The organism is Oerskovia turbata (assembly GCF_000718325.1).
Classification (GTDB): Bacteria; Actinomycetota; Actinomycetes; order Actinomycetales; family Cellulomonadaceae; genus Oerskovia; species Oerskovia turbata.
The window spans coordinates 171,745-195,188 of sequence record NZ_JOFV01000003.1 but is presented as its reverse complement, the minus strand read 5'-3'; the positions used below and the strand labels follow the sequence as shown (position 1 = coordinate 195,188).

Genomic DNA, 23,444 nt, shown 5'->3' with positions numbered 1-23,444 from the left:
GAGTGTGACCAACGTCCAGCACGATGAACGTAGGTAGCGCTCCCACCTGACCTGCGACGACGAGGGTCGCGGGCGTTCCGCGCCCAGGTGCTCGGCGCACGACGTGAACGGTGGTGGGCTCATGGTCCGGAGCAGCGGCAGGGAGCACGGCACCGACGTGCACGAGCCGCCCAACGCCTTCAAGAACGTCTGGTGGCTCCCGGTGGTGCGCGGTGTGCTCCTGGTGGTCCTGGGGCTGCTGCTCATGATCCAGCCGCTCGAGGCGCTCGAGACGCTGCGCTGGGTGTTCGGTATCTTCCTCGTCGCGGACGCGGCCCTCGTGGCGGCCCAGGGGCTGGCCCACCGCCAGCAGGTGGGCTGGCGGTGGTGGCTCGCGCAGGCGGTCGTCGACCTGCTCTTCGGGGTCGCGATCATGTTCTGGCCCGACCTCAGCACGACCGCGCTCTACTACGTCCTGGTCGTGTGGGTCCTCGTCCTGGGGATCACGGCGGTCGTGGGGGCGGCGGGTCTGGTGCGCAACCGCGACCTGGGGTGGCCGTGGATGCTCACGGTCGGCATCGTGTCGGCGCTGTTCGGCCTGATGCTCGTCACGCGGCCCGTGGGCTCGGGCGACGTCCTGAGCCTCACGGTCGTCGCGTTCGGGCTGTACGCGTTCGTGGCGGGGGCGATCCACGTGGTCTCGGGCTTCGGGGTGCGGTCGGTCGCGCGCGAGCTCGCGGACCTGCGGTCGCGGGCGGTCGCGGCCGGGGTGGTCGTCACGGGCGGGTCGGTCCTGGGGGCCGGGCCGTCGGCCCCGGTGGTCGCGGAAGCAGCGGCGGCACCTGCGCCGGGTGCGGCACCCTCCGGCCCGACGGCGGAGCTCGCCCCGGGCGAGGACGTCGCGGGCGAGGTGGCCGGGTCGGGCGACGTGCCGGGCGACCCTCCGGTCCCCACCGGAGACCCGGGCGACGGGACCTGGCCGCCCGAGCCGGGTTCCGACGTCGGGCCGGGGACGCTCGGCGGCCGGTGAGGCAGGTGCGACAGCGCCGCCACCGCGGGTCGACGAGCTGCTCGAGTCGGTCCAGCTCCCGCACTCAGCGATGCGCCACGGCGGCTAGCCGACGCCCAGCGCCTCGAGCCACTCGCGAGGCAGCAGCGCGTAGCCCACGAACGCGACCACGTCGAGGATCGTGTGGGCGATCACGAGCGGCACGACCCGGTGCCGCCCCCACCTGCTCGTGTAGAACCACGAGAACACGACACCCATGACCACGTTCCCGACGAACGGGCCGATGCCCTGGTACAGGTGGTACGAACCGCGCAGCAGCGAGCTCCACACGACGAACTTCACGCGGCCCCAGCCCAGGTCCTTGGTGCGCTCGAACAGGTAGGAGACCGCGATGACCTCCTCGAGCAGGCCGTTCTGGAGGGCCGCGAGGATCAGGATCGGCACGGTCCACCAGTAGTCGGCGAGGTTGGCGGGGTTGACCTCGACCGTGATCCCCAGGGCGCGCCCCGCGACGTACAGCCCCAGGCCCGGGATGCCGATGACCGCGGCGAGCGCGAACCCCCACCCGGTGTCGCGCCACGGCCGGCTGCCGTCGAGCCCGATCGCCCGCGTGACCGACCGGCCGCGCGCCGAGAGCAGGTACAGCGCGAGCGCGACCGGGATGAGCGCGAACCCGATGCTGAGGATCTGGTAGGTCAGGTCGAGGTACGGGCGGGGCGACTGGGAGTTGTTGAGGCTCGTGCTCTGCTCGGCGAGCGGGGTGCCCTCGGTCAGGCGCGCCACGATGTTGACGATCGCGTACACGCCCGACCGGCCGAGGCTCAGTCCCAGCAGGATCCAGATCTCGGCCCCGATGCGGCGGCGGGTCTCGGGGTGGTCGGCCGTCGTCGGCGCCCAGCGCGAGCGCTTGCCGGTCTCGGGGGGAGTGCCGGGAGGAGTGGTCACCTGGCCGTTATAGCACCCGCCGTGGGGGAGTGCTGCGCGGTCTTCACACAATCCTCGTCGGTTGGTCAACAGGCGTCCGGGGGGCGTGCAGACGGGCTTCCTACCCTGGGAGGACCGTGACTTCGCACAGACCCGCCTCCATCAGCCCGACCGTCCCAGACGCCCCTGCACCGGGCGCAGCCGACGACGACCTCGACGAGAAGCCGCCAGGCCTCTCCGTCACGCAGGTCGTCGCGAGCGCGCTCGCAGCCGTGAGCTCGACGGTCCTGCTGTCGTACCTGGGCGTGGCCGGGACCATCATCGGTGCGGGCGTGGCGTCGGTCCTGACCATCGTCGGGAACAACCTCTACACGCGCTCGATCCTCAGGACGCGTCGCCAGATGAGGGCCGCGATGAAGGCGGGCGTGGTGCTGCCCGTGGGCAAGGGCGGCCGCACGGTCCTCCTGCCGACGCTCGCAGGGTCGCACTCGGCGAGCGGCGACGGCTCCGGGGACACCAGGGTGCTGCCCGCGGTCGCCGCGGACGGGCAGGCTGCGGACACCGCGGTCCTCTCGGCCGACGACGTGGGTGGCACGCGCCTCGACGGCCTGCGCACCGCTGCCACGGACGGGCCCGACGACGGCACGGGCGGCCCGCAGGGCGACGGCACCTCGGGCGACGCCCCGGTCGGCGACGACGTGACGTCCCGCCGCCCGGGCCGCAGGACGTTGATCCTCTCGGCCGTCGGGGTCTTCCTGGTGCTGATCGTGGGCGTGACCCTCGTCGAGGTCGTCGCCGGGCGCCCGCTGAGCGAGATCCTGCGCGGCGAGGAGGGTTCGGGCACGTCGATCAGCCACGTCGTGTCCCGTGAGCCCACGACGACCGGGAACACGGGCGACACGACCGGCGGCACGACGGGTGACACGACGGGCGACTCCCCGGCGACGGGCACCACGCCCAGCCCGGCCCCGAGCGAGGCCCCGACCCCGGCGCCGACCGACCCGCCGACCACGGCCCCCGAGCCTGAGCCGACCACCCCGGTCACCCCCGAGCCGGACCCGGCGCCTGGGACGGGCGGGGACACGGGCGGGACCGGTGGCTCGGGGGCCGGCTCGGGCTCGGGAGGCAGCGACCTCGAGCAGCTGCCCGGTACGGGAACGGGCAGCGGGTCCGGGAGCGGTACAGGTGCCGGTGCCGGTACTGAGAACGCTCCGGGGACCGGGACCTCGGGCTCCACGACGTCCTGACGCGCAGCAGGTCCGACCTCTCGGCGTGGGGGGGCTTGCGCGGACCGCACCCCTCCTGGCAGGCTACAAAGTAGTTTGCAGAACAAACCACGACCGTCGTGGTGGAGGAGGAGCACCTGTGCCCGACCGGACACGCGACCAGACACCCGACCGGCCCGCCGGACCCGCCCAGGGGCCCGACGACGACCGGCCGCTCGACCCCGCCGAGAGCCTGCGCCTCATCGCGGCCCAGCAGGAGAAGGCAAAGGACGTCGAACCCGACGGCCGGGTCCTCTACGGCGTCTGGGGGCTGGCCTGGCTCCTGGGCTACACCACGCTCTACGTCAGCTCGCTGCGCACGGCCGCGCCGCCCGCGACGGCGACCCTGGAGATCGGGGCGAGCGACGCCGTCGGGCAGCCCGAGCCCTGGGCGTTCGCGCTCTTCGGGACACTCCTGATCGGGGCCGTCGCGCTCACGATCGTGCACGTCCTGACCCGCGTGAGCGGGGTGCGTGGGGCGAGCGCCCGCTCGGGCGCGCTCTACGGGTGGGCCTGGTTCATCTCGTTCGCCGCCATGAGCCTCGTTCTCGCCGGGCTCGCCCGCGCCGGGGCGAACCCCGAGGTCATGGCGGTCGCGAGCAACGCGCTGTCGTGCCTGGTCGTCGGGATGATGTACCTCGCGGGCGGGGCCATGTGGCAGGAGGTCCGCCTGTACGTCCTGGGCGTGTGGATCCTGCTCGTCGCCGGGGCCGCCACGATCGTGGGACTGCCCGGCCTCTACCTCGTCATGGCCGTCGCGGGTGGCGGTGGGTTCCTGCTCATGGCGTTCGTCGAGCAGGTGCTGCGCGTGCGGACCCGTCGCCGGATCGCGGGAGGTGCCCGTGCCTGACGTCGAGCTCGACCCGGTCATCCACGCCCAGGCACGGCTGCGCGTCGTCGCGACGCTCTCTGCGCTGGGTGCGGGCGACCAGATCGCGTTCCCCAAGCTCCAGAAGCTCCTCGACATGACCGCGGGCAACCTCTCGACGCACCTGCGCAAGCTCGAGGACGCCGAGTACGTGACCGTCACCAAGACCCACGAAGGCCGCACGCCGGCGACCTACATCACCCTCACTCCTCGCGGGCGCCGCGCCTTCGAGGTCTACACCGAGTCCTTGAGCATGCTCCTGAGAGGAGCCGGATCGTGACCAGCCAGCACTCCGCCGCCAGTCCGGGGCGCACCGCCGCCGCGACACGAGGAGGCCCGACCGCGACGCACGGGTCCCTCGTGTCCGTGCAGCACGTGACCCGCCGCTTCGGTCACGTCGTCGCGCTCGACGACGTGACCCTCGAGGTCGGGGCCGGCGAGCTCGTCGGGCTCCTCGGCCCCAACGGCGCCGGGAAGTCGACGCTGCTCTCGCTCGTGAGCGGGCAGCGCAAGCCCGACTCGGGCGTCGTCCGCCTCGCCGGCGGCGACCCGCGCGACGCCTCCTCCCGGCAAGGCCTGGGCCTCACACCGCAGGAGACCGGCCTGCCCGCAACCCTCAAGGTGCGCGAGGTCGTCGACTTCGTCGGCAAGCACTACGCGAACCCCGTCCCCACGGGCGAGCTGCTCGAGCAGTTCGGGCTGTCCGACCTCGCCGGGCGCCAGACCGGAGCCATGTCCGGCGGGCAGAAGCGACGCCTCGCGGTCGCGCTCTCGCTCGTCGGGCGCCCCCGCGTCGTGCTGCTCGACGAGCCCACCACGGGCCTCGACGTGAGCGCACGCCAGGCGCTGTGGGCCGCGATCCGCGAGTACCACGCGGACGGCGGGACCGTGCTGCTCACGAGCCACTACCTCGAAGAGGTGCAGGCGCTCGCGCAGCGTGTCGTCGTGATCGACCAGGGCGTGGTCAAGGCCGACGACACGCTCGACGCGATCCTGCGCCGCGTCGGGCTGCGGCGCGTGGTCGTGCGCAGCACCGCGGACCTGGGCACCGACCTGCCGGGCGTCGTGCGGTCCGAGCGTGCGGCCGACGCGGGCACGGGGAAGTCCGGCACCTGGCGCTACGAGCTGTTCACGGCCGACGCCGACGAGCTCGTCCGCACCCTCGTGACGTCGGGCCTGCCGTTCCACGGGCTCGAGATCCGCGGCGCGAGCCTCGAGGAGGCGTTCGAGCAGATGGTCTCGCGTGACGCGACCACCGACCCCGGTGACACTGCCAGCCCGACGGGCGCGACGCCGTCGGGCACCCAGGACCAGCAGACCTCCGAGGAGGGGAGCACGCGATGAGCACCCACGCAGCCACCACGACCCACGGTGCGAGCGGGCGCCCGCCCGGTGCCGCCACCCTCACCTGGATCCACCTCAAGTACCAGTTCCTCGAGACCGTGCGCGTGCCCATCGCGGTCCTCGGGAACCTGCTGTTCCCCGCGCTCGCGATGTTCTTCTTCGTCGTGCCGCAGGAGGCGGTCGCAGGGAATCCCGTCGCGGCGACCACGGCCGTCGCGTCGCTCGGGCTGTTCGCGATCTGCTCCGCGAGCCTGTTCACGTACGGGCTGGGCGTCGCGGAGGACCGGGCGCTGCCGTTCGACCCGTTCCTGCGCTCGCTGCCCGCCGGGCCCGCGCCGCGCATGATCGCGCGCATCCTCAACGGCGGCATCTTCTCGCTGTTCGGGCTCGTGCCGCTCATCCTCATCGGGTGGCTCCTGACCGCGGCCTCCGTGACGTGGACGCAGCTCCTCGCGGGGGTGGGGACGGTGCTGCTCGTGTCGGTGCCGTTCGTGCTGCTGGGCATCGCGGTCGGCTACTCGCTGTCGGCCAAGGCCGCGCTGCCCGTGGTGCAGGTCATCCTGTTCCCGCTGGCGTTCGCGGGCGGGCTGTTCGTGCCGCCGTTCCTGTTCCCGCCGTGGCTCGACGCGATCTCGATGGCCACCCCGACGCGCGCCGGTCGCGACCTGCTGGTCCAGGCGCTCACGGGCGCGCCGGCGTACGCGCTCGCGTGGCTCGTGCTGCTGGGCTGGACCGTGGTGTTCGCGGTCCTCGCGGTGTGGGCGTACCGCCGCGACGAGGGTCGCCGCTTCAAGTAGGCCCCCCTCCCGGTGCCGAGCATGCGGTTGGCGTCGTGAATCCTGTGATTCGCGACGCCAACCGCATGCTCGCGCAGCAGTAGCCGCATGCTCGGCACCGACGGCGCTGTGCACCTCGCTTCCGCCCGCCGCGTTTAATGTGATATCACTTTGATAGATGCGGGGCGTCCGGCACCCGTGCGACGACGAGAGGGAGCAGCCATGACCGAGACGACGACCCCACCGCAGGAGTCCGTGGGCGGCGAGCCGGTCGGCCGCCCCGTCGGGCACGACGGCACCCGCGTGGACGTCACCGAGCAGCCCGCGTGGTCGCTCGGCGCCGGCGGAGGCGGCCTCGCGATCCTCCTCGTCCTCGTCCTTCTCGGCGGGTCGATCCCCCTGTTCATGGCCGGCACCCCGGGCGCCACCCTGCTCGGCGTGGTCGCGATCGTGCTCGGCCTCCTCGCGCTCACGACCGTCAAGGTCATCAACCCGGGCCAGACGCTCGTCGTCCAGTTCTTCGGCCGGTACCTCGGGACGATCCGCCGCACCGGGCTCGTCGCCACCGTGCCGCTCTCGACGCGCAAGCGCGTGTCCGTCCGCGTCCGCAACTTCGAGACGAGCGAGCTCAAGGTCAACGACGCCGACGGCAACCCGATCAACATCGCGGCGATCGTCGTGTGGCAGGTGGCGGACACCGCGAAGGCGAGCTTCGCCGTCGAGGACTACACGGACTTCGTCCGCGTCCAGGCCGAGTCGGCGCTGCGCCACGTCGCGATGTCCCACCCGTACGACGACGCCGAGGCCGGCGAGCAGTCGCTGCGCGGCGCGACGGAGGTCGTGTCGGCCGAGATCGCCGCCGAGGTCGCCGCACGCGTCGTGGTGGCGGGCGTCGAGGTCATCGAGGCCCGCATCTCCAACCTCGCGTACGCCCCCGAGATCGCGCAGGCCATGCTGCAGCGCCAGCAGGCCGGGGCGATCATCGCGGCCCGGTCGAGGATCGTCGAGGGTGCCGTGTCGATGGTCGAGGACGCCCTGGCGCGCCTCGAGGCGGAGTCGATCGTCACGCTCGACGACGAGCGCCGCGCCGCCATGGTCTCGAACCTCCTCGTCGTCCTGTGCAGCGACAGCCGCGCGACCCCCGTCGTGAACGCCGGGTCGCTCTACTCGTGACCGCCGAGGTCCCGGCGCCCGCCCCCGGCGGGTCGCCGGGGGAGGACGCTCAGGGGCCCGACGGCGGAGCGTCAGTCGGGCGAGAGGGTGCGCCTCGACGTCCCCGGACCGAGCGGAAGCAGGTCCTGCTGCGGCTCGACCCGGCGGTGCACGACGCACTCGCGCGCTGGGCGTCGGACGAGCTGCGGAGCGTCAACGCCCAGATCGACATGGTGCTGCGCCGGGCCCTCGACGCGGAGGGCCGGCTCCCACGAGACGTGCGCCCGCCGCGCCGCCCGGGCCGCCCGCCCGCCCAGTGACCTGCGCTCGCTGCCGAGCATGCGGTTGTCGTCGGCCGACCATGCGGTTGTCGTCGAGATCCGGCCGAATCCGAGCGACAACCGCATGCTCGGCACCGCGGTGGGGTAGCCCGGGGTAGCCGGGTCCAGCCCTGTTCAGCCCTGTTCAGCCCGCTCGGCGCAGGCGGAGCGAGTTGCCCACGACGAGCACCGAGCTCATGGCCATCGCCGCGCCCGCGATCATCGGGTTGAGCAGCCCGGCGGCGGCGAGCGGGATCGCGGCCACGTTGTAGGCGAAGGCCCAGAACAGGTTCTGCTTGATGATGCGCAGCGTCTGCCGTGAGAGCCGGATCGCGGTCGCGGTCGAGCGCAGGTCGCCGCGCACGAGCGTGATGTCGCTCGCCTCGATCGCGACGTCGGTGCCGGTACCCATGGCCAGGCCGAGGTCGGCCCCGGCGAGCGCGGCGGCGTCGTTCACGCCGTCCCCGACCATCGCCACGACGCGGCCCTGCGCGCGCAGGCGGGCGACGACGTCGACCTTGTCCTGCGGCAGGACCTGCGCGATCACGTCCTCGTCCGCGATCCCGACCTGGCTGGCCGCGACGCGGGCCGCGCCCGCGTTGTCCCCCGTGAGGAGGAGGGGACGCAGCCCCAGGTCGCGGAGCTCGGCCACGGCCTGGGCCGAGGTCTCCTTGACGGGGTCGCGCAGGACGAGGACGCCCTGAGCGGTGCCGTTCCAGGCGACGACGACGGCGGTCGCGCCCGTGGCCTCGGCCTCGTCGAACACGCGGCGCAGCTCACCCTCAGTGGTGTCAGAACGAGCGTGACCCATGGTCCCCGCTGGTTCTGACACGTCGAACGCGACGCCCTGCTCGGCGAGCCACGTCGGCCGACCGACCAGGACCCGCTGCGCGTTGAGCCCACCGTCAGGGGACAGGCCCGAGTGCGCGGTGCGGACCAGGCCGCTCACGCCGCCGCCGGGGGAGCTCACGAAGTCGAAGACCTGCGCCGAGCCGATCACGACGCCGTCGGCGCCGGTCTCGACGCCCGCCGCGTCTGAGTTGTCAGAACCAGCGTGACCTCCAGTACCCGCTGGTTCTGACAGGCGGGCGCCGGTCGGCACCGAGATCCGCGTCGCAGCGGCTGCGATCGCCTGCGCGATCGGGTGCTCGCTCAAGCCCTCCACGGCGCCGGCGAGACGCAGGGCGTGGTGAGCGGCGCCGTCGGGCGTCTCGCTCGACGAGCCGGCGGCAGCCCGCGCCGCGTCCGACGACAGGTCGAGCGTGCCCTCGCGCGTGACCACGCGCTCGAGGGCCATGCGGCCCTGCGTGACGGTGCCGGTCTTGTCGAGCACGATCACCTCGACGCGGCGCGTGGACTCCAGGACCTCGGGGCCCTTGATGAGGATGCCGAGCTGGGCGCCGCGGCCCGTGCCGACGAGCAGCGCGGTCGGCGTCGCGAGCCCCAGGGCGCACGGGCACGCGATGATCAGCACGGCCACGGCAGCCGTGAACGCGAACTGCGTGCTGGCTCCCGCGAGCAGCCAGCCGCCCAGGGTGAGCACGGCCAGGACCAGGACGATCGGCACGAACACCGCCGAGATGCGGTCCGCGAGGCGCTGCACGGGGGCCTTGCCCGTCTGTGCCTGGCTCACGAGGCGCCCGATCTGCGCGAGCGTCGTCTCCTCGCCCACGCGTGTCGCACGCACGAGCAGGTGGCCCGAGGTGTTGACGGTCGCGCCCGTGACGTCGGCGCCCGGCGTCACGTCGACGGGGACGGGCTCGCCGGTCAGGAGCGAGGTGTCGACGGCCGAGCTCCCCTCGACCACGACGCCGTCGGTCGCGACCTTCTCGCCGGGGCGGACCGTGAACAGGTCGCCCTCACGCAGGGCCGCGACGGGGACGCGCTCGGTCACGCGCTGCCCGTCGGGGCCGGTCGTGACGCGCTCGGCGTCCTTGGCGCCCATCGCGAGGAGCGAGCGCAGTGCGTCGCCGGCCTTGCGGCGCGAGCGGTGCTCGGACCAGCGGCCCGCGAGGAGGAACGTCGTGACGACGGCTGCGACCTCGAAGTAGAGCTCGGGCATCGAGCCGTGGGCGCGCGAGGGCAGCAGCGACACCGACATGCGCATGCCGATCTCGCCTGCGCCGCCCAGCAGCAGCGCCCACAGGGACCACAGGGTCGCGGCGAATACGCCGATCGACACGAGCGTGTCCATGGTCGAGGCGCCGTGGCGGGCTGCGCGGAAGGCCGCGGTGTGGAACGGCCACGCGCCCCAGGTCACGACCGGCAGGGCGAGGGCCGTGACGACCCACTGCCAGCCGGGGAACTGCAGGGCCGGGATCATCGACAGCAGCACGACGGGCAGCGTGAGGACCGCGGCGACCTTGAGGCGGCGCCCGAGGTCGGCGCCGCGGTCGCGCGTGGGTGCCGAGGTGTCGGTCGACGCGAGGGTCGCCGAGGCCGGAGACGGAGCGGGCGCCGGGGCCGGGACCGGCTCGGCGGGCCTGTCAGAACCAGCGTGATCCGGGGTGCTCGCTGGTTCTGACACGACGGCGGCTCCAGGGGCCGCCACCCTCGCCGAGACGGCGAGGCTCGCCGCGCGACGTCCCGTGACGCGTGCCTGGTAGCCGGCCTTCTCGACGGCCGCGACGAGCTCGGCGTCGGTGACTCCCTCGGGCAGCACGACGTGCGCGCTCTCGAGCGGCAGGTTGACGGTGGCTTCGACGCCGTCGACGCGGTTGAGCCTCTTCTCGACGCGTGCGACGCACGACGCGCACGTCATGCCCTCGATCGCGAGGTCGACCTCGACGAAGGTCGGGCCGGCGGTCAGGCCGGTGGGGGTGGTCATCGGTGCTCCTCGACAGTGTGGTGCGTCCGGCGGTTCCCGCCAGGCGGGGGTGCTCCGTCGCGGCCCGTGCGTCGCGGGCGGGGACGGTGGGCGCGCCCCGAGGTGCGGGGCGGCGGCGCGGGCGGCCTGGGTCAGCGGCGTGAGGGGCGCGGCTGAGGTGTCGGCAAGCGGCCTGCGGGGGTGGGGCGGGGTGGGGTTGTCAGAGCGAGCGTGGGGCCGAGGCCTCGCTGGTTCTGACAACCCCGACCGGGACTGGTCAGGCCTGCGGGACCTGGAGGTCGTACGTCTTCTGTGCCGGCGCGGCGTCCGCGGCCGAGTCCGTGCCGCAGCCGCAGCCGCAGTTGTGCGCCTTGCGGTCGGCGGCCTGCTCGGCCGACTGCGCGGCCTGGGCGTCGAGCTGGACGTCGTAGCTCACGACCTCGTAGCCGGCCTCGTCGACGGCCTCGCGCAGCGCGGCCTCGTCGAGCGGGTCGTCAGAGAAGACGGTGACCTCGGAGGCGCCGCCGACGTTCAGGTCGACGCTGATGTTCTCGACTCCGGGGACGGCGCTCACGTCCTTGGTGACGTGCGAGACGCAGTTGCCGCAGGTCATGCCGGTGACGCCGAGGGTGGTGACGGTGCTCATGGTGCTCCTTGGGGAGGGGTGGGGTGTCAGCTGCGGACGAGACGGGCGATGGCGTCGGACGCCTCGCGGACCTTGGCGGCGCCCTCGGCCTCGGAGGACCGGGCGGCGTCGACGACGCAGTGGCCGAGGTGGTCCTCGACGAGTCCGATGGACACCGCCTGGAGGGCCTTGGTCACCGCGGAGACCTGGGTGAGGATGTCGATGCAGTAGACGTCCTCGTCGATCATGCGGGCGATGCCACGGACCTGGCCCTCGATGCGGCGCATGCGCTTGAGGTAGGCCTCCTTGTCGGAGGCGTACCCGTGGGGGCCGGTGTGGGCGGGGGCAGCGCCCGGCTCGACCGGGCGCTGGGTGGTCGTGTCGCTCATGCTGGGCCTCCGTGATCACTCGCTCGGATACCCCTACTGGGTACCAACCCTCCAAGGTACCCCGGCGGGGTATCGTCTTGTCAAGGGGCCACGGTCCCTCCGCGACGAATGCGCGGTTCGCCACGACATGCAGCCGTTTCGGGTGTTCGATGAGAACCGAACAGCCCGCACGGACGGTGCTCCAGCGTTCCTGGCGGGACACGACACGACGTCAGGAGCCCACCATGACCACGCAGGACCCGATCCTCACCGCCTTCTCCACCACCGCCAAGCAGGTCTGGTACTGGCCAGTCGTCCGCGGTGTCGTCGCGATCCTCTTCGGCGTCGTCGCGCTCGTGTGGCCCGAGATCACGGCCGTCGTCTTCATCTGGATCGTCGCGATCTTCACGCTCGTCGACGGCCTGTTCGAGATCGTCGAGGGCATCCGCCGCCGAGGCACGGGCGGCACCGCGGCCCTCGTCACGGTCGGTCTCGTGAGCGTCGCCGTCGGCATCGTGCTCCTCGTGTGGCCCGGCAAGACCGCCGAGGTCCTCGTGTGGATCATCGGTCTGTGGGCCGTGGTCCTGGGCATCTTCCAGACGATCGCGAGCATCGAGCTCCGCAAGGTCCCCGGCAGCGGCTGGGGCTGGGGCGTCTTCGCGGGTCTGCTGTCGCTCGTCTTCGGTGCCCTGGTCCTGTTCAACGTGAGCGCGGGCGTCGTGTCGATCGTGTGGATCCTCGCGATCGTCGCCCTCGTCTGGGGCGTCGCGCTCATCGCGTTCGGCTTCCAGATCCGTAGCCTCGGCAAGAAGCTCGGGCAGATCTCCTACTGACCGGCCCCGAGCCGCCTGCCGAGCCGTCGATCACGGCACGGTCGGGCGTGAGGTGAGCGGCGCCGTCGGGCACGGAGGAAGGTGCCCGACGGCGCAGCTCACCCCGCCGGGCACCCCTCGCCCCGTGCGGGGGCTAGCGTTGAGCCCGCGCCGCGGCCCGCGCCCCTGCGGGCAGGGCTGCGAGGATGCGCTCGACCGCGACGTCGTCGTGCGCGGACGACACGAACCACGCCTCGAACACCGACGGCGGCAGGTTGACCCCCGCGTCGAGCATCGCGTGGAAGAACGCCCGGTAGCGGAACACGTCCTGCGCCTGGGCCTGCGCGTACGTGCGGACCCCGGCCGCGGCGGCGAAGTCGCCGAACATGATCGAGAACAGGTTCCCCGAGCGCTGCAGGGCGTGCGGGACACCTTCTGCGGCCAGCGCCGCGCTCGCGGCGTCGCCCACGACCTGGGCGACGTGGTCGACCCGGGCGTACACGGCGTCGTCGGCCAGGCGCAGCGTCGCGAGGCCCGCCGCGACTGCGACCGGGTTCCCGGACAGGGTGCCCGCCTGGTAGACCGGGCCGAGCGGCGCGAGCTGGTCCATGATCGCGGCCGGGCCGCCCAGGGCCGCGACAGGCATGCCGCCGCCGACGACCTTGCCGAACGTGAACAGGTCGGGCGTGTACTCCGGGACGGCGCCCGCCGCTGCACCCGACTCCAGGCCCCACCAGCCGCTCGGCCCCACACGGAAGCCGGTGAGGACCTCGTCGAGGATGAGCAGCGCTCCGTGCTCGGCCGTGATGCGGCGCAGGCCCTCGTTGAAGCCCGGACCCGGCGGCACGATGCCCATGTTCGCGGGCGCCGCCTCGGTGATGACCGCAGCGATCTCCGAGCCGCGCTCGGTGAACGCGCGCTCGACGGCCTCGAGGTCGTTGTACGGCAGGACCAGGGTCTCGGCCGCGCTCGCCTCGGTGACCCCGGCCGAGCCGGGCAGGGCGAGCGTTGCGACGCCCGAGCCCGCCTCGGCGAGCAGCGCGTCGACGTGCCCGTGGTAGCAGCCCGCGAACTTGACGAGCAGGTTGCGTCCCGTGACGCCGCGCGCCAGGCGCACCGCCGTCATGGTCGCCTCGGTGCCGGTCGAGACGAGGCGCACGCGCTCGGCCGCAGGGACCCGACGGCGGACCTCCTCCGCGAGGTCGACCTCGCCCAGCGTCGGGGCGCCGAACGACAGGCCGCGTGCCGCGGCGTCCTGGACCGCGGCGACGACCGCGGGGTGCGCGTGCCCCAGGAGCGCGGGACCCCACGAGCACACCAGGTCGACGTACTCGCGGCCCGTCACGTCCGTGACGTAGGCGCCGCGCGCGCTCGCGATGAACCGCGGGTCGCCGCCGACCGAGCCGTACGCCCGCACGGGTGAGTTCACGCCGCCCGGGATCGCGCCCTGGGCGCGCACGAACGCCTCGTGGTTGTCGTGGAGGGTGGTCGCGCGCAGCGGCGAACCGGTCGGGTGGATGGTCATCGGTGTCACCGAATCCAATCTGCGATCTCGAGGGCCCAGTAGGTCAGGACGATGTCGGCGCCCGCGCGCCTGATGCCGAGCACGGACTCCAGGACGGCGCCGCGCCGGTCGATCCAGCCGTTCGCGGCGGCCGCCTCGATCATCGCGTACTCGCCCGACACCTGGTAGGCGACCACGGGGACGTCGCTGCGCTCGGCCACGGCCGCGAGCACGTCGAGGTACGAGCCCGCGGGCTTGACCATGACCATGTCGGCGCCCTCGGCAAGGTCGAGGTCGGCCTCGCGCAGGCCCTCGCGGAAGTTCGCGGAGTCCATCTGGTAGGTGCGGCGGTCGCCCTGGAGCGTCGAGTCGACGGCCTCGCGGAACGGCCCGTAGAACGCGCTCGCGTACTTGGCGCTGTACGCCAGGATGCTCACGCCCGTGTGCCCGGCGTCGTCGAGGGCCTCGCGGATCACGGCGACCTGGCCGTCCATCATGCCCGACGGCGCCACGACCTCCGCGCCCGCCTCGGCCTGGGTGAGGGCCATCGAGGCGTAGCGGACGAGGGTCGCGTCGTTGTCGACGTCACCCGTAGGGGTCAGCACCCCGCAGTGCCCGTGGTCGGTGAACTCGTCGAGGCACAGGTCGGCCATGACGACGGGGGCGGGGCGGCCCGTGCCGGCGGCGGCGTCCCGGGCGGCGTCGCGCGCGATGCGGATCGCGCGGTTGAGGATGCCGTCGGGTGCGTCGGCCTGGGAACCGGTCGCGTCGCGGTGCGCGGGGATGCCGAACAGCATGACGCCGCCCAGCCCGGCGGCGGCGGCCTGCGCGACGGCGCCGGCGAGGCTCTCCTCGGTGTGCTGCACGATGCCCGGCATGGACCCGAGCGGCTTGGGCTCGGTCAGGCCCTCCTTGACGAACAGGGGAAGGACCAGGTCGGCGGCGTGCAGCCGGGTCTCGGCGACGAGCCGGCGCATCTGCGGGGTCGAGCGCAGGCGGCGGGGACGGATCACGGGTGGTTCCTGCCTTCTGTCGTGGTGGTGTTGTCAGAACGAGCGTGACCTGGGGTGCTCGCTGGTTCTGACAGGTTCGTGGGGGTGGCGGGGCGGGCGGCGACGTGCAGCACCGCGTCGGCCAGGGAGTCGTCGGTCGCCTGGGTGGCCACCTCGTCGATCCGCAGCCCGACGGCGTGCGCGGCCTCCGCCGTCGGCTCGCCGATCGCGACGCCCGCGACGCGCGGGTCCGCGCCGAGCTGGGTCGCGACCTCGCGTGCGACGCTGCCCGAGGTGAGCACGACCACGTCGACCTCGCCCGTGCGCCACGCGTCCACGACCTCCGGGGAGAGCGTGTGCGAGACGGTCCGGTACGCGGTCACGACGTGCGGGTCCCAGCCGCGGGCGCGCAGGCCGTCGGCCATGGTGGGCTTCGCGAGGTCGCCCTGCGGCACGAGCACGCCGCGCCGCGACGGGTCGGGGGCAGGAAAAGCGTCGAACGCCGCGAGCAGCCCGACCGCCGAGTTCACGGCCGCCTCCAGATCGACCCGGACACCCGCGGACTCCAGGGCTCGTCGCGTCGCGGGCCCGACCGCCGCCCACTTCGTGTCAGAACCAGCGCGCACTCCAGCCCTCGCTCGTTCTGACAGGTCGGCGAGCGAGACACCGCGGCGTGCGGCGCTCGCGGTCAGCTCGTCGATCGCGTTGACGCTCGTGACGACGACCCACGCGAACGCCGCGAGGTCCGCCACGGCGGCGTCCATCGCCGACGTGTCCTCGATGGGGGCGCGCTCGATCGCGGGGCTCACGAGCACGGTCGCACCGTGGGTGCGCAGCCGCGCCGCGAGGGCAGCAGCACGCTCGGGCGACCGCGGGAGGAGGACGGTGGTCCCGGCCAGCCGCCCGGCACCGTCCTGCCCGACGGCGTCGCTCGCCGCGCCCGGTCGGCCGGGGGACTCGGAGGGGGTGTCCCCGGCAGCAGTGGCCGGGTGCAGCGGTGGCAGGTCGCGGCCGCGCTGCGGGTCGCGCAGGCGTCCGGGCATCAGCGCTGCTCCGGGCCCACAGGGGCGTCGGTGCCGCCGACAGGGGGCTCGTCGCCCGTGCCGTCGCCGGGCGCGGTGCCCGGGGCCCAGAGGGCAGGTGCCTCGGACGGGGGGAGCGAGTCACCTCCGGGGCCGGTCGCGCGCAGCGGCGCGAGGTCGGCGGCGCCTGCGGCCAGCAGCGCGTCGGCGACCTGGACCCCGAGGCCGCGGGCGAGCGCGTCGGTGGCGTCGTGCCTCTCGGCGGACGAGCGTGCGACGCCCGACGGGTCCAGCGTGCCCGCGGGCGACGGCAGCGCGACCCGCGCCGAGTGCGTGAGGACCTGCCCGCCGTCGAGCCGGGCGACGACCGCCGAGAGCCGGATCTCGTCGTCCTCGACCACGGCGTGCGTGCCGACGGGCGCCGCGCAGCCGGCTTCGAGGCGTGCGAGGAGGGCGCGTTCGGCGAGGACCGCGAGGCGGGTCGGGACGTGGTCGAGGCCCGCGACGACGTCGGCGAGGTCGAGCGGGCGGTGCGTGGCGCCGTCGGGCAGGAGGTCGAACGAGGACAGCGGCGAGAGGTCTGCCGTGCGGACCTCGACGCCCAGCGCGCCTTGCCCGGGGGCCGGGGCCATGATGCGCACGTCGATGACCTCGGACACCGCGTCGAGGCGGCCGAGGCGCGAGAGCCCGGCGTAGGCGAGGACGACCGCGTCGAGGTCGGCGTCGGGGCCGAGCGCCCGTGCGAGGCGCGTGTCGACGTTGCCGCGGATGTCGAGCACGTCGAGGTCGGGGCGCACCGCGAGGAGCTGGGCCGCGCGGCGCGGCGAACCCGTGCCGACCTTGGCCCCGCGCGGCAGGGTCTCCAGGGTCCAGCCGTTGCGGGCGCACAGGGCGTCGCGCGGGTTCTCCCGCTCGGGCGTCACGAGGGTCAGGCCCTCGGCCGCGCCGGTCGGGAGATCCTTGAGGGAGTGGACGGCGACGTCGCAGCGGCCGTCGAGCAGCGCCTCGCGCAGCGCGGTCACGAACACCCCCGTGCCGCCCATCTGGGCGAGCGAGCCGGTGCGGACGTCGCCCTCGGTGCGGACGCGCACGATCTCGACCGGCTGACCGGTCAGGGTCTCGATGCGCCGGGCGACGAGACCCGTCTGGGTCGTCGCGAGGGCGCTGCCACGGGTTCCGACACGAATGCTCACGCTTCCAGTGTCCTCTGCCGGGCGGTGATGTCGAAATGCGTGCCGACCCGTCCGGTGCGGATTCCCGGGAAACGTCCACGAGTGACATCGACCTGACATGAAGTCATGACAAAGAGACGAATTGTCAGCACGTCAGGAAATGTCGCCGACGCGAGAAATCAGAGCTGCTCGGCAGAAACCTGCGCGTGCCCCACGATCGCCGCGAGGCCCGTCCCCGCGATCCACCCACCCGTGACCCCCAGGCCCTCGACGTGCGACACCCGCTCCACGAACGCCGCGACCTCACGCCGGTACACAGGCGTGGGCGGCGGGAGCGACCCGTTCCACCGCGTCGACAGGTGCTCGCGCACCCTCCCCTCCAGGTCCACACCCAGCAGCACCGACGCGTCACGGACCACCTGGTCGATGCTCGGCTCGACCGACTCCCCGATGCGCCCGTAGCTCAGGCGCACCACATGGTTCCCCGGCCCGACGGCGTCCGTCACCCGGGCGGCCAACCACGGCCACTTCGCGGTCGAGTGGGTCAGTGCCTTGGCCTGGACCGGGTCGTGCGCGCCCGCCCGGTGGTTCTCGTCGCGCGTCGACCACGTGCGCGGCTTCGGGGCGACCAGCAGACCGCTCCCGCGCGGGGCCGCGTCGAGCGCAGGAGCCTCGAGCAGCAACGTCACGAGCCGGATGTCGGCCCCCGGCTCGGGGTCCGGGACCGGGTCGGCCGTGCGGCCCGCGAGCGGCGACACCAGGTCCACGACCGCAGGGGTCGTCACGAGCAGGCGCGGCGCCCGGAACGTCGCCGGGCCCCCCGAGGTCTCGACCTGGACCGTCCAGCCCCCGTCCGCGGCCCTGCCCAGGTCCACCACCTCGTGGCGCGTGAGCAGCACCCCCGCGGGGCCGGCGCTCCCGGCCGGTGCGACGCCGTCGGGCCCCTCGCTCGTCACGGCGAGCGTGAGCTCCTCGACCAGGCGGTGCATGCCGCCCTCGATGCCGCGCACCGCCGAGCCCGCCGGCGCCAGGGCGCGCATCGCCGCGACCGCACGCGTCAGCGAACCCTCCCGGGCATAGGCCTCGCGCAGGCCCGGGGCGACCGCGTCGACGTCGAGCCGCTCGAGCGGCGCCGAGTGCACCCCCGCAGCCACCGGCGCCACGAGGCGCTCCGCGACACGTCGCCCCAGACGCGAGCGCGCGAACGTCTCGAGGTTCTCCTCGTCGACCCAGCGGCGCGGCTTGACCCGGTCCATGCCCGCGCGCAGCGCACCGGGCCAACCGACCGCGCGGCGCACGTCAGCCGCGAACGGGTGCGCCGGGATGCCCATGATCCCGGCCCTCGGCAGCGGGAACGCGCGGCTCGCGGCGTAGCCCCACGCGCCGAGCGGTGCGGGCTCGACGACCGTCAGGCCCAGGTCGGTCACCAGGTCACCCACGGCCGAGCCACGCGCCGCGAACGACTCCGCACCCACGTCGACGGACAGACCCGTCGAGCCCAGCTTGTCGCCGTGCACGGGCCCGCCCGGGCGGTCGGCCGCCTCCAGGACCAGGACCCGCAGACCGCGACGGCGCAACGTGCGTGCGGCGGTCAGACCGGCGATGCCGGCGCCGACGACCACGGCGTCGAACGTGGGAGATGAGGTGCCAGAGGGTTCAGCAACGGGGTGCACACGTCAAGTGTGCCCCCGCTGAGAGGGTGTGTCAGACCGTGCGAGACCCAGAGGTCACGCAGGTTCTGACACGTTCCGGACGGAATGGACCAGCTCGACCACCCGGGTCAGGACCGTCGGGTCCGTCTCGGGCGGCACCCCGTGGCCGAGGTTCACCACGTGCCCCGGCGCCGCGCCCCCACGACGCAGGACGTCGCGCACGTGCGCCTCGAGCACCGGCCACGGTGCCGCGAGCAGCGCCGGGTCGATGTTGCCCTGGACCGGCACGTACCCGCCGAGCGCCGCGGCGGCCTCGTCGAGGGGCGTGCGGTAGTCGACACCCACGGTCGGGTGCGTCACGCCGGCCTCCGTGAGGGCGTCCCGCATCGCACCCAGCAGGTGCCCCGTGCCCGTCCCGAAGTGGATCGCAGGCACACCCAGGTCGCTGACCTGTGACAACGCCACCGTGCTGCCCGGCTTCGCACCTGCGAGGTAGTCCTCCAGGGACAGGCTCCCGGCCCACGAGTCGAACAGCTGCGCCGCGCTGGCCCCCGCCAGCACCTGCGCCCGCAGGAACGCGCCCGTGATCTGCGCCGTCCACGCCGTCAGGCGCGCCCACGACTCCGGGTCCGCGTGCATGAGCGTGCGCGCCGCGAGGTGGTCGCGCGACGGCCGCCCCTCCACCAGGTACGCCGCGAGCGTGAACGGCGCCCCCGCGAAACCGATGAGAGGCGTCGACCCGAGCGCCGCGACCGTGAGCGAGACCGCCTCCGTCACCGGGGCGAGCGACTCCGGGGTCAGCTCGTGCTCGACGAGGCGCGCGACGTCGGCGGGCGTCCGGTACGCCTGGCCCATGACCGGGCCCACACCCGGGACGATGTCGACCTCGACCCCCGCGAGCCTGAGCGGGATCACGATGTCCGAGAAGAAGATCCCCGCGTCCACACCGTGCCGGCGCACCGGCTGGAGCGTGATCTCGCTCGCCATGTCCGGGCGCAGGCACGAGTCCAGCATGCCGACGCCCCGGCGCAGCTCGCGGTACTCGGGCAACGACCTCCCGGCCTGTCGCATGAACCACACAGGAGTGGTCTCGGGGCGCTCGCCGCGCAATGCGCGCACGAGCGAGGAATTCGTCGTCCGACCGTCGACGAGAGGGTGGTTGTCGGAAAGCGCGGTGAACGTCACAAGAACCGATTCTGCCTTGCGCCCGACGCGATGATTGAATCGGAGCACTGTGGTTCTCCTGTCGATGACTGCAAGTCACCACGAGCTGGACATGTCCACCCTCGAGCTCCTGTCCACCGGAGCCGGGTCGGTCGGACGGGCAGCCGTCGCGACCTGCGAAGCGATCACCGGTGCCGTCGTCGTGGCGACGTGCAACCGGTTCGAGGTGTACCTGGACGTCGAGTCGCCCGTCGACGGCTGGGGTGTGCAGCACGCGTCGCGCGAGGTCGCGCGACTCGTCGCCGCCGCGTCGGGCGTCACGGAGGACGTCGCCGTCCGCGCGTTCTCGACCCGCACAGGGCCCGACGTCGCCGCCCACCTCTTCGAGGTCGCCGCCGGCCTCGACTCGATGGTCGTGGGAGAGCGAGAGATCGCCGGGCAGGTCAAACGCGCCCTCGAAGAAGCCCGGGAGGGCGGCGTGACGTCCTCCACGCTCGAGCTCCTCTTCCAGACCGCGTCGCGCACCTCCAAGAAGATCAGCAACGAGACGACCCTCGGGGGCAACGGCCGGTCGGTCGTGTCCCTCGGGCTCGACCTCGCGAGCGCCGAGCTGCCGCCCTGGCGCCAGGTCCGCGCCGTGCTCATCGGCACCGGGTCGTACGCCGGGGCGTCGCTCGCCGCGCTGCGGGCCCGCGGCTGCGACGACGTGCGCGTGTACTCGGGGTCGGGGCGCGCCGAGCAGTTCGCGGCCGACCGCGGCGTCGAGGCCGTGACCGACCTCGTGGAGGCCCTCGAGGACGCCGACCTCGTCGTGTCGTGCAGCGGTGCGCGGGGACGGGCGCTGGCTGCGGGTGCCGGTGCCGGTGCTGGTGCTGGTGCTGGTGCCGGTGCGCCGAGGGTGACCGGGCGGGGTGCCGAGGGCGACGTGCTGGTCGCCGAGGGTGACGTGCTGCTCGCCGAGGGTGACGGCAACCCGGCCGAGGGTGACGTGCTGGTCGTCGAGGGTGACGACGCCCCGGTCGATGGTGGCTTCTTCGTGGGCGGCGGTGACGCCCTGGGGCACGTGCTCGACGCCGCCGCAGTCGTCCGCGCCCGGTCCCGCGCCGCGGAGGCCGTCGGCGACGAGGCGCCGCACCGGCCCATGGTCGTCCTCGACCTCGCCCTCCACCGCGACGTGGACCCGCGGGTCGCGGACCTCGACGGCGTCCTGCTCTACGACCTGGCCTCCCTCAAGGCGCACTCACCCGCCCTGGGGTCGCTCGTCGTCGGGCAGGCGCGGACGATCGTGGACCGTGCGACGCAGGACTTCGAGGAGACCCGCCTGGGGCGCGCGGCCGACACCGCGGTCGTCGCGCTGCTCGACGACGCCGACCGGCGCATCGCGGCCGAGGTCGCCGAACGCGTGGCCGAGCGCCGGGCCGCGGGCGGCCAGGTCGACGACGCCGACACCGAGGCGCTCGCACGTTCCGTCCGGCGACGCGTGCACGCCGAGCTGCACGACGCGATCGTCGCGGCACGGGCGTCGGCGCTGGCTGCGGCCCGCGAGGAGGCCTCGGCAGTGGTGGCCGACGCCGAGGCGGCGATCCTGAGCGCCGACGTGCCGGACCGCGACGAGGTGTGCGCCGGCCGCTGAGCCGACCCCTCGGTGCCGAACATGCGGTTGACGTCGCGATCGGGCCGGATCCGGACGCTGACCGCATGCTCGGCGAGCGGCAACCGCATGTTCGCCGCCGACCCGCTCGGATGTTCCGCAGGGTCAGGCCGCGAGCTCGCCGCTCGCCGCCAGACGCTCGAGCACGATCCGGCCCGCGGGCGGCACCCGGTGCGCGTCCTGCGCACCGAGCCAGGTGAGCTCGCCGACCTCGGCACGGGGTGTCGGCTCGGGGGAGCCGGGGAGCGGCTCGGCGTAGAGGCAGTGCATCTGCACGAGCCGCCCGCCCAGGCCATGACCGGGCGCCTCGGCGACGAACCCGGACGTCACGGTGGCCGGGTCGAGCAGCACGCCGAGCTCCTCCTCGATCTCCCGGACCAGTGCCTGCTCGTCGCTCTCGCCGGGATCGAGCTTGCCGCCCGGCATGAAGAACAGGTCGTTGTCCCGGCTGCGGACGACGAGCAGCCGCCCGTCCACGACGTGGATCCAGCCGACGGTCTTCAGAGGTTCTGCGAGGGGGGTGGGGGAGGTCACGGGGAACATCCTGTCATCCGGTGCGTCACCGTCGGCGGGCGGGTCGGTCACCGTCGGCGGGCGGGTCGGTCACCCTCGGCGGGTGGGGCCGTCACCGTCGGCGGGTGGGGTCGTCACCCTCGACGTCCGGTCCGTGAGAGGCGATGCGCCGGAAACTCGCCGATAGTTCCGTTCCGGAACGAAAGTCGATACTGTGCCGATCGCGGACGGACCCACACGGCCCGACGCGACGAACACAGGTCACGCGCGGCGCCGTCCGCCCGATCGGACGGAGAGCTCGATGGGATTCATCAAGGCCTTTGCTGGTGCCCTCGGAGGCACGCTCGCGGACCAGTGGAAGGACTTCCTGACGCCGCCGACGAACCTCGCGCCGACCGCCGCGCTCTTCCCGGCCGTCGCGCAGGGGCAGAACGCCGGGCGTGGGGCCAACACCAAGGGCTCCGCGAACATCATCACCAACGGGAGCCGCTTCGTCGTCCCCGAGGGCTACGGTCTCCTGACCTTCCAGGACGGTGCCCTCACGGGATTCGTGGCCGAGCCGGGCGGGTACGTCTACACGTCCGACGACCAGAACTCCCAGTCGATCTTCGCCGGCAACGGCATCCTGAGTCCCCTGATCACGACGTCGTGGGAGCGGTTCAAGTTCGGCGGGCAGCCCGGGTCGCAGCAGCTCGGCTTCTACGTGAACCTCAAGGAGCTGCCGAACAACCGGTTCGGCACGCAGTCGGAGATCTACTGGGACGACGCCTACCTCGGCGCCCAGGTCGGGGCGATCACGCGCGGCACCTACTCCCTGCGCATCGTCGACCCGATCCTCTTCGTCAAGCAGTTCGTGCCGCTCACGTACCTCGGTGCGAGCGCGAAGGTCTTCGACTTCACCGACCTCGACAACGACGCCGCGAGCCAGCTCTTCACCGAGGTCGTCGGCTCGCTCGCAGCAGCCTTCTCGAGCTACACCAACGACCCCGACAAGGGGAACCGGATCACCCGGATCCAGAGCGACTCGGTCGGCTTCGCGCAGTCCCTGGCGGGTGCCGTCGAGGAGGGCTACCAGTGGACGTCCTACCGCGGACTGTCGATTGTCAAGGTCGCGCTCGCGGCGATCGAGTACGACGAGGACACGCGTGCGCTGCTCAGCGACGTCAAGAAGGCCGACGCGCTCGCCGGTGCCCGGGGCAACTCGTTCCTCCAGCAGGCCGCCGCACGCGGCATCCAGGCCGCGGGGGAGAACCCGGGCGGTGCGGGAGGCGGGGCGAACATGGCGATCCTCGGCATGGGGATGAACGCCGCAGGTGGGGCCATGGCCGGGCTGCAGCAGCCCGTGGTACCCGTCCAGCAGGTCCCGGTCCAGCAGACGCCCGCACCCGCCGCGCCGCCCGCACCCGCACCGGCGGCCGACGACCCCGTGGCGAAGCTCACCCAGTTCAAGTCGCTGCTCGACCAGGGCCTCATCACCCAGGCGGACTACGACGCCGCCAAGGCCAAGGTCCTCGGGTTCTGAGGGA

The 23,444-nt window shown here is 73.4% G+C and carries 22 protein-coding genes; 11 read left to right on the top strand and 11 right to left on the bottom strand.

Going from position 1 to position 23,444, the window contains the following annotated elements:
• Nucleotides 1–121: 121 nt before the first annotated feature.
• A complete protein-coding gene (locus tag IE95_RS19450) occupies nt 122–1,009 on the top strand; it encodes an HdeD family acid-resistance protein (protein ID WP_051702698.1) in 888 nt (295 codons plus the stop codon).
• 84 nt (nt 1,010–1,093) lie between these two features.
• Here the strand turns inward: IE95_RS19450 and IE95_RS0104045 are convergent, their stop codons facing one another.
• Entirely contained in the window at nt 1,094–1,933 is an 840-nt protein-coding gene (locus IE95_RS0104045; RefSeq protein ID WP_030150348.1) for a CPBP family intramembrane glutamic endopeptidase, read from the bottom strand.
• Between the two features lie 116 nt (nt 1,934–2,049).
• Here IE95_RS0104045 and IE95_RS0104040 point away from each other — a divergent pair, with 116 nt between their 5' ends.
• The 7 genes from IE95_RS0104040 (at nt 2,050) to IE95_RS0104010 (ending at nt 7,637) form a co-directional block, all read left to right on the top strand.
• On the top strand, nt 2,050–3,159 hold the full coding sequence (locus IE95_RS0104040; RefSeq protein WP_030150347.1) for a hypothetical protein: 1,110 nt from the start codon (nt 2,050–2,052) through the stop codon (nt 3,157–3,159).
• A gap of 118 nt (nt 3,160–3,277) precedes the next feature.
• Complete coding sequence (locus IE95_RS19445; protein WP_051702697.1) at nt 3,278–4,027, top strand: hypothetical protein; 750 nt, start codon at nt 3,278–3,280, stop codon at nt 4,025–4,027.
• The gene (locus IE95_RS0104030) at nt 4,020–4,325 is read left to right on the top strand and encodes a transcriptional regulator (protein ID WP_030150345.1); all 306 of its coding nucleotides are present in this window, start codon (nt 4,020–4,022) and stop codon (nt 4,323–4,325) included. The genes IE95_RS19445 and IE95_RS0104030 overlap by 8 nt, the downstream gene beginning before the upstream one ends.
• A 95-nt stretch (nt 4,326–4,420) precedes the next feature.
• Nucleotides 4,421–5,389: an ABC transporter ATP-binding protein gene (locus IE95_RS0104025; RefSeq protein ID WP_084689819.1), complete on the top strand. Its 969-nt coding sequence runs from the start codon at nt 4,421–4,423 to the stop codon at nt 5,387–5,389.
• On the top strand, nt 5,386–6,186 hold the full coding sequence (locus IE95_RS0104020) for an ABC transporter permease (protein WP_051702696.1): 801 nt from the start codon (nt 5,386–5,388) through the stop codon (nt 6,184–6,186). The genes IE95_RS0104025 and IE95_RS0104020 overlap by 4 nt, the downstream gene beginning before the upstream one ends.
• A gap of 201 nt (nt 6,187–6,387) precedes the next feature.
• A complete protein-coding gene (locus IE95_RS0104015) occupies nt 6,388–7,338 on the top strand; it encodes an SPFH domain-containing protein (RefSeq protein WP_030150342.1) in 951 nt (316 codons plus the stop codon).
• Nucleotides 7,335–7,637 carry a type II toxin-antitoxin system antitoxin gene (locus IE95_RS0104010; protein WP_051702695.1) on the top strand — a complete coding sequence of 101 codons (303 nt, stop codon included), beginning with the start codon at nt 7,335–7,337 and terminating at the stop codon, nt 7,635–7,637. The genes IE95_RS0104015 and IE95_RS0104010 overlap by 4 nt, the downstream gene beginning before the upstream one ends.
• 145 nt (nt 7,638–7,782) lie before the next feature.
• Here IE95_RS0104010 and IE95_RS0104005 read toward each other — a convergent pair whose 3' ends face one another.
• The 3 genes from IE95_RS0104005 to IE95_RS0103995 all read right to left on the bottom strand — a co-directional run bounded on the left by IE95_RS0104005 (nt 7,783) and on the right by IE95_RS0103995 (nt 11,457).
• Complete coding sequence (locus tag IE95_RS0104005; protein ID WP_051702694.1) at nt 7,783–10,464, bottom strand: heavy metal translocating P-type ATPase; 2,682 nt, start codon at nt 10,462–10,464, stop codon at nt 7,783–7,785.
• A gap of 256 nt (nt 10,465–10,720) precedes the next feature.
• The gene (locus tag IE95_RS20015; protein ID WP_084689788.1) at nt 10,721–11,089 is read right to left on the bottom strand and encodes a heavy-metal-associated domain-containing protein; all 369 of its coding nucleotides are present in this window, start codon (nt 11,087–11,089) and stop codon (nt 10,721–10,723) included.
• Between the two features lie 26 nt (nt 11,090–11,115).
• The gene (locus IE95_RS0103995) at nt 11,116–11,457 is read right to left on the bottom strand and encodes a metal-sensitive transcriptional regulator (RefSeq protein ID WP_030150338.1); all 342 of its coding nucleotides are present in this window, start codon (nt 11,455–11,457) and stop codon (nt 11,116–11,118) included.
• 224 nt (nt 11,458–11,681) lie between these two features.
• Between IE95_RS0103995 and IE95_RS0103990 the strand changes: the two genes are divergently transcribed.
• On the top strand, nt 11,682–12,269 hold the full coding sequence (locus IE95_RS0103990; protein ID WP_036570834.1) for an HdeD family acid-resistance protein: 588 nt from the start codon (nt 11,682–11,684) through the stop codon (nt 12,267–12,269).
• Between the two features lie 133 nt (nt 12,270–12,402).
• Here the strand turns inward: IE95_RS0103990 and hemL are convergent, their stop codons facing one another.
• The 6 genes from hemL to hemE all read right to left on the bottom strand — a co-directional run bounded on the left by hemL (nt 12,403) and on the right by hemE (nt 19,775).
• Nucleotides 12,403–13,773: a glutamate-1-semialdehyde 2,1-aminomutase gene (hemL, locus tag IE95_RS0103985; protein ID WP_030150336.1), complete on the bottom strand. Its 1,371-nt coding sequence runs from the start codon at nt 13,771–13,773 to the stop codon at nt 12,403–12,405.
• Nucleotides 13,774–13,778: 5 nt separating this feature from the next.
• Nucleotides 13,779–14,729 (bottom strand): porphobilinogen synthase, encoded by a 951-nt coding sequence (gene hemB, locus IE95_RS0103980; protein WP_051702733.1) that lies wholly within the window; start codon nt 14,727–14,729, stop codon nt 13,779–13,781.
• A 32-nt stretch (nt 14,730–14,761) separates the two neighbouring features.
• Nucleotides 14,762–15,787 carry a uroporphyrinogen-III synthase gene (locus IE95_RS0103975; protein WP_051702693.1) on the bottom strand — a complete coding sequence of 342 codons (1,026 nt, stop codon included), beginning with the start codon at nt 15,785–15,787 and terminating at the stop codon, nt 14,762–14,764.
• Entirely contained in the window at nt 15,787–16,959 is a 1,173-nt protein-coding gene (hemC, locus tag IE95_RS0103970) for a hydroxymethylbilane synthase (protein WP_084689786.1), read from the bottom strand. The genes IE95_RS0103975 and hemC overlap by 1 nt, the downstream gene beginning before the upstream one ends.
• A 158-nt stretch (nt 16,960–17,117) precedes the next feature.
• Nucleotides 17,118–18,560 (bottom strand): protoporphyrinogen/coproporphyrinogen oxidase, encoded by a 1,443-nt coding sequence (locus IE95_RS0103965; protein WP_240666324.1) that lies wholly within the window; start codon nt 18,558–18,560, stop codon nt 17,118–17,120.
• A 105-nt stretch (nt 18,561–18,665) separates the two neighbouring features.
• Nucleotides 18,666–19,775 carry a uroporphyrinogen decarboxylase gene (gene hemE / locus IE95_RS0103960; RefSeq protein WP_030150331.1) on the bottom strand — a complete coding sequence of 370 codons (1,110 nt, stop codon included), beginning with the start codon at nt 19,773–19,775 and terminating at the stop codon, nt 18,666–18,668.
• Between the two features lie 49 nt (nt 19,776–19,824).
• Here hemE and IE95_RS0103955 point away from each other — a divergent pair, with 49 nt between their 5' ends.
• Nucleotides 19,825–21,387, top strand: coding sequence for a glutamyl-tRNA reductase (locus tag IE95_RS0103955; protein ID WP_030150330.1), 1,563 nt, complete (start codon nt 19,825–19,827; stop codon nt 21,385–21,387).
• Nucleotides 21,388–21,510: 123 nt separating this feature from the next.
• Here the strand turns inward: IE95_RS0103955 and IE95_RS0103950 are convergent, their stop codons facing one another.
• Entirely contained in the window at nt 21,511–21,939 is a 429-nt protein-coding gene (locus IE95_RS0103950; protein ID WP_164984134.1) for an NUDIX hydrolase, read from the bottom strand.
• A 280-nt stretch (nt 21,940–22,219) separates the two neighbouring features.
• Between IE95_RS0103950 and IE95_RS0103945 the strand changes: the two genes are divergently transcribed.
• Nucleotides 22,220–23,440 (top strand): SHOCT domain-containing protein, encoded by a 1,221-nt coding sequence (locus IE95_RS0103945; RefSeq protein ID WP_030150328.1) that lies wholly within the window; start codon nt 22,220–22,222, stop codon nt 23,438–23,440.
• The last annotated feature ends 4 nt before the right edge of the window (nt 23,441–23,444 follow it).

Bases quoted from the DNA above. Each gene is read 5' to 3' on its own strand.
- IE95_RS19450 (WP_051702698.1), top strand. From the start codon at position 122: ATGGTCCGGAGCAGCGGCAGGGAGCACGGCACCGACGTGCACGAGCCG.
- IE95_RS0104020 (WP_051702696.1), top strand. From the start codon at position 5,386: ATGAGCACCCACGCAGCCACCACGACCCACGGTGCGAGCGGGCGCCCG.
- IE95_RS0104015 (WP_030150342.1), top strand. From the start codon at position 6,388: ATGACCGAGACGACGACCCCACCGCAGGAGTCCGTGGGCGGCGAGCCG.
- IE95_RS0104005 (WP_051702694.1), bottom strand. From the start codon at position 10,464: ATGACCACCCCCACCGGCCTGACCGCCGGCCCGACCTTCGTCGAGGTC.
- IE95_RS20015 (WP_084689788.1), bottom strand. From the start codon at position 11,089: ATGAGCACCGTCACCACCCTCGGCGTCACCGGCATGACCTGCGGCAAC.
- IE95_RS0103995 (WP_030150338.1), bottom strand. From the start codon at position 11,457: ATGAGCGACACGACCACCCAGCGCCCGGTCGAGCCGGGCGCTGCCCCC.
- IE95_RS0103990 (WP_036570834.1), top strand. From the start codon at position 11,682: ATGACCACGCAGGACCCGATCCTCACCGCCTTCTCCACCACCGCCAAG.
- hemL (WP_030150336.1), bottom strand. From the start codon at position 13,773: ATGACCATCCACCCGACCGGTTCGCCGCTGCGCGCGACCACCCTCCAC.
- hemB (WP_051702733.1), bottom strand. From the start codon at position 14,729: ATGCGCCGGCTCGTCGCCGAGACCCGGCTGCACGCCGCCGACCTGGTC.
- IE95_RS0103975 (WP_051702693.1), bottom strand. From the start codon at position 15,787: ATGCCCGGACGCCTGCGCGACCCGCAGCGCGGCCGCGACCTGCCACCG.
- IE95_RS0103945 (WP_030150328.1), top strand. From the start codon at position 22,220: ATGGGATTCATCAAGGCCTTTGCTGGTGCCCTCGGAGGCACGCTCGCG.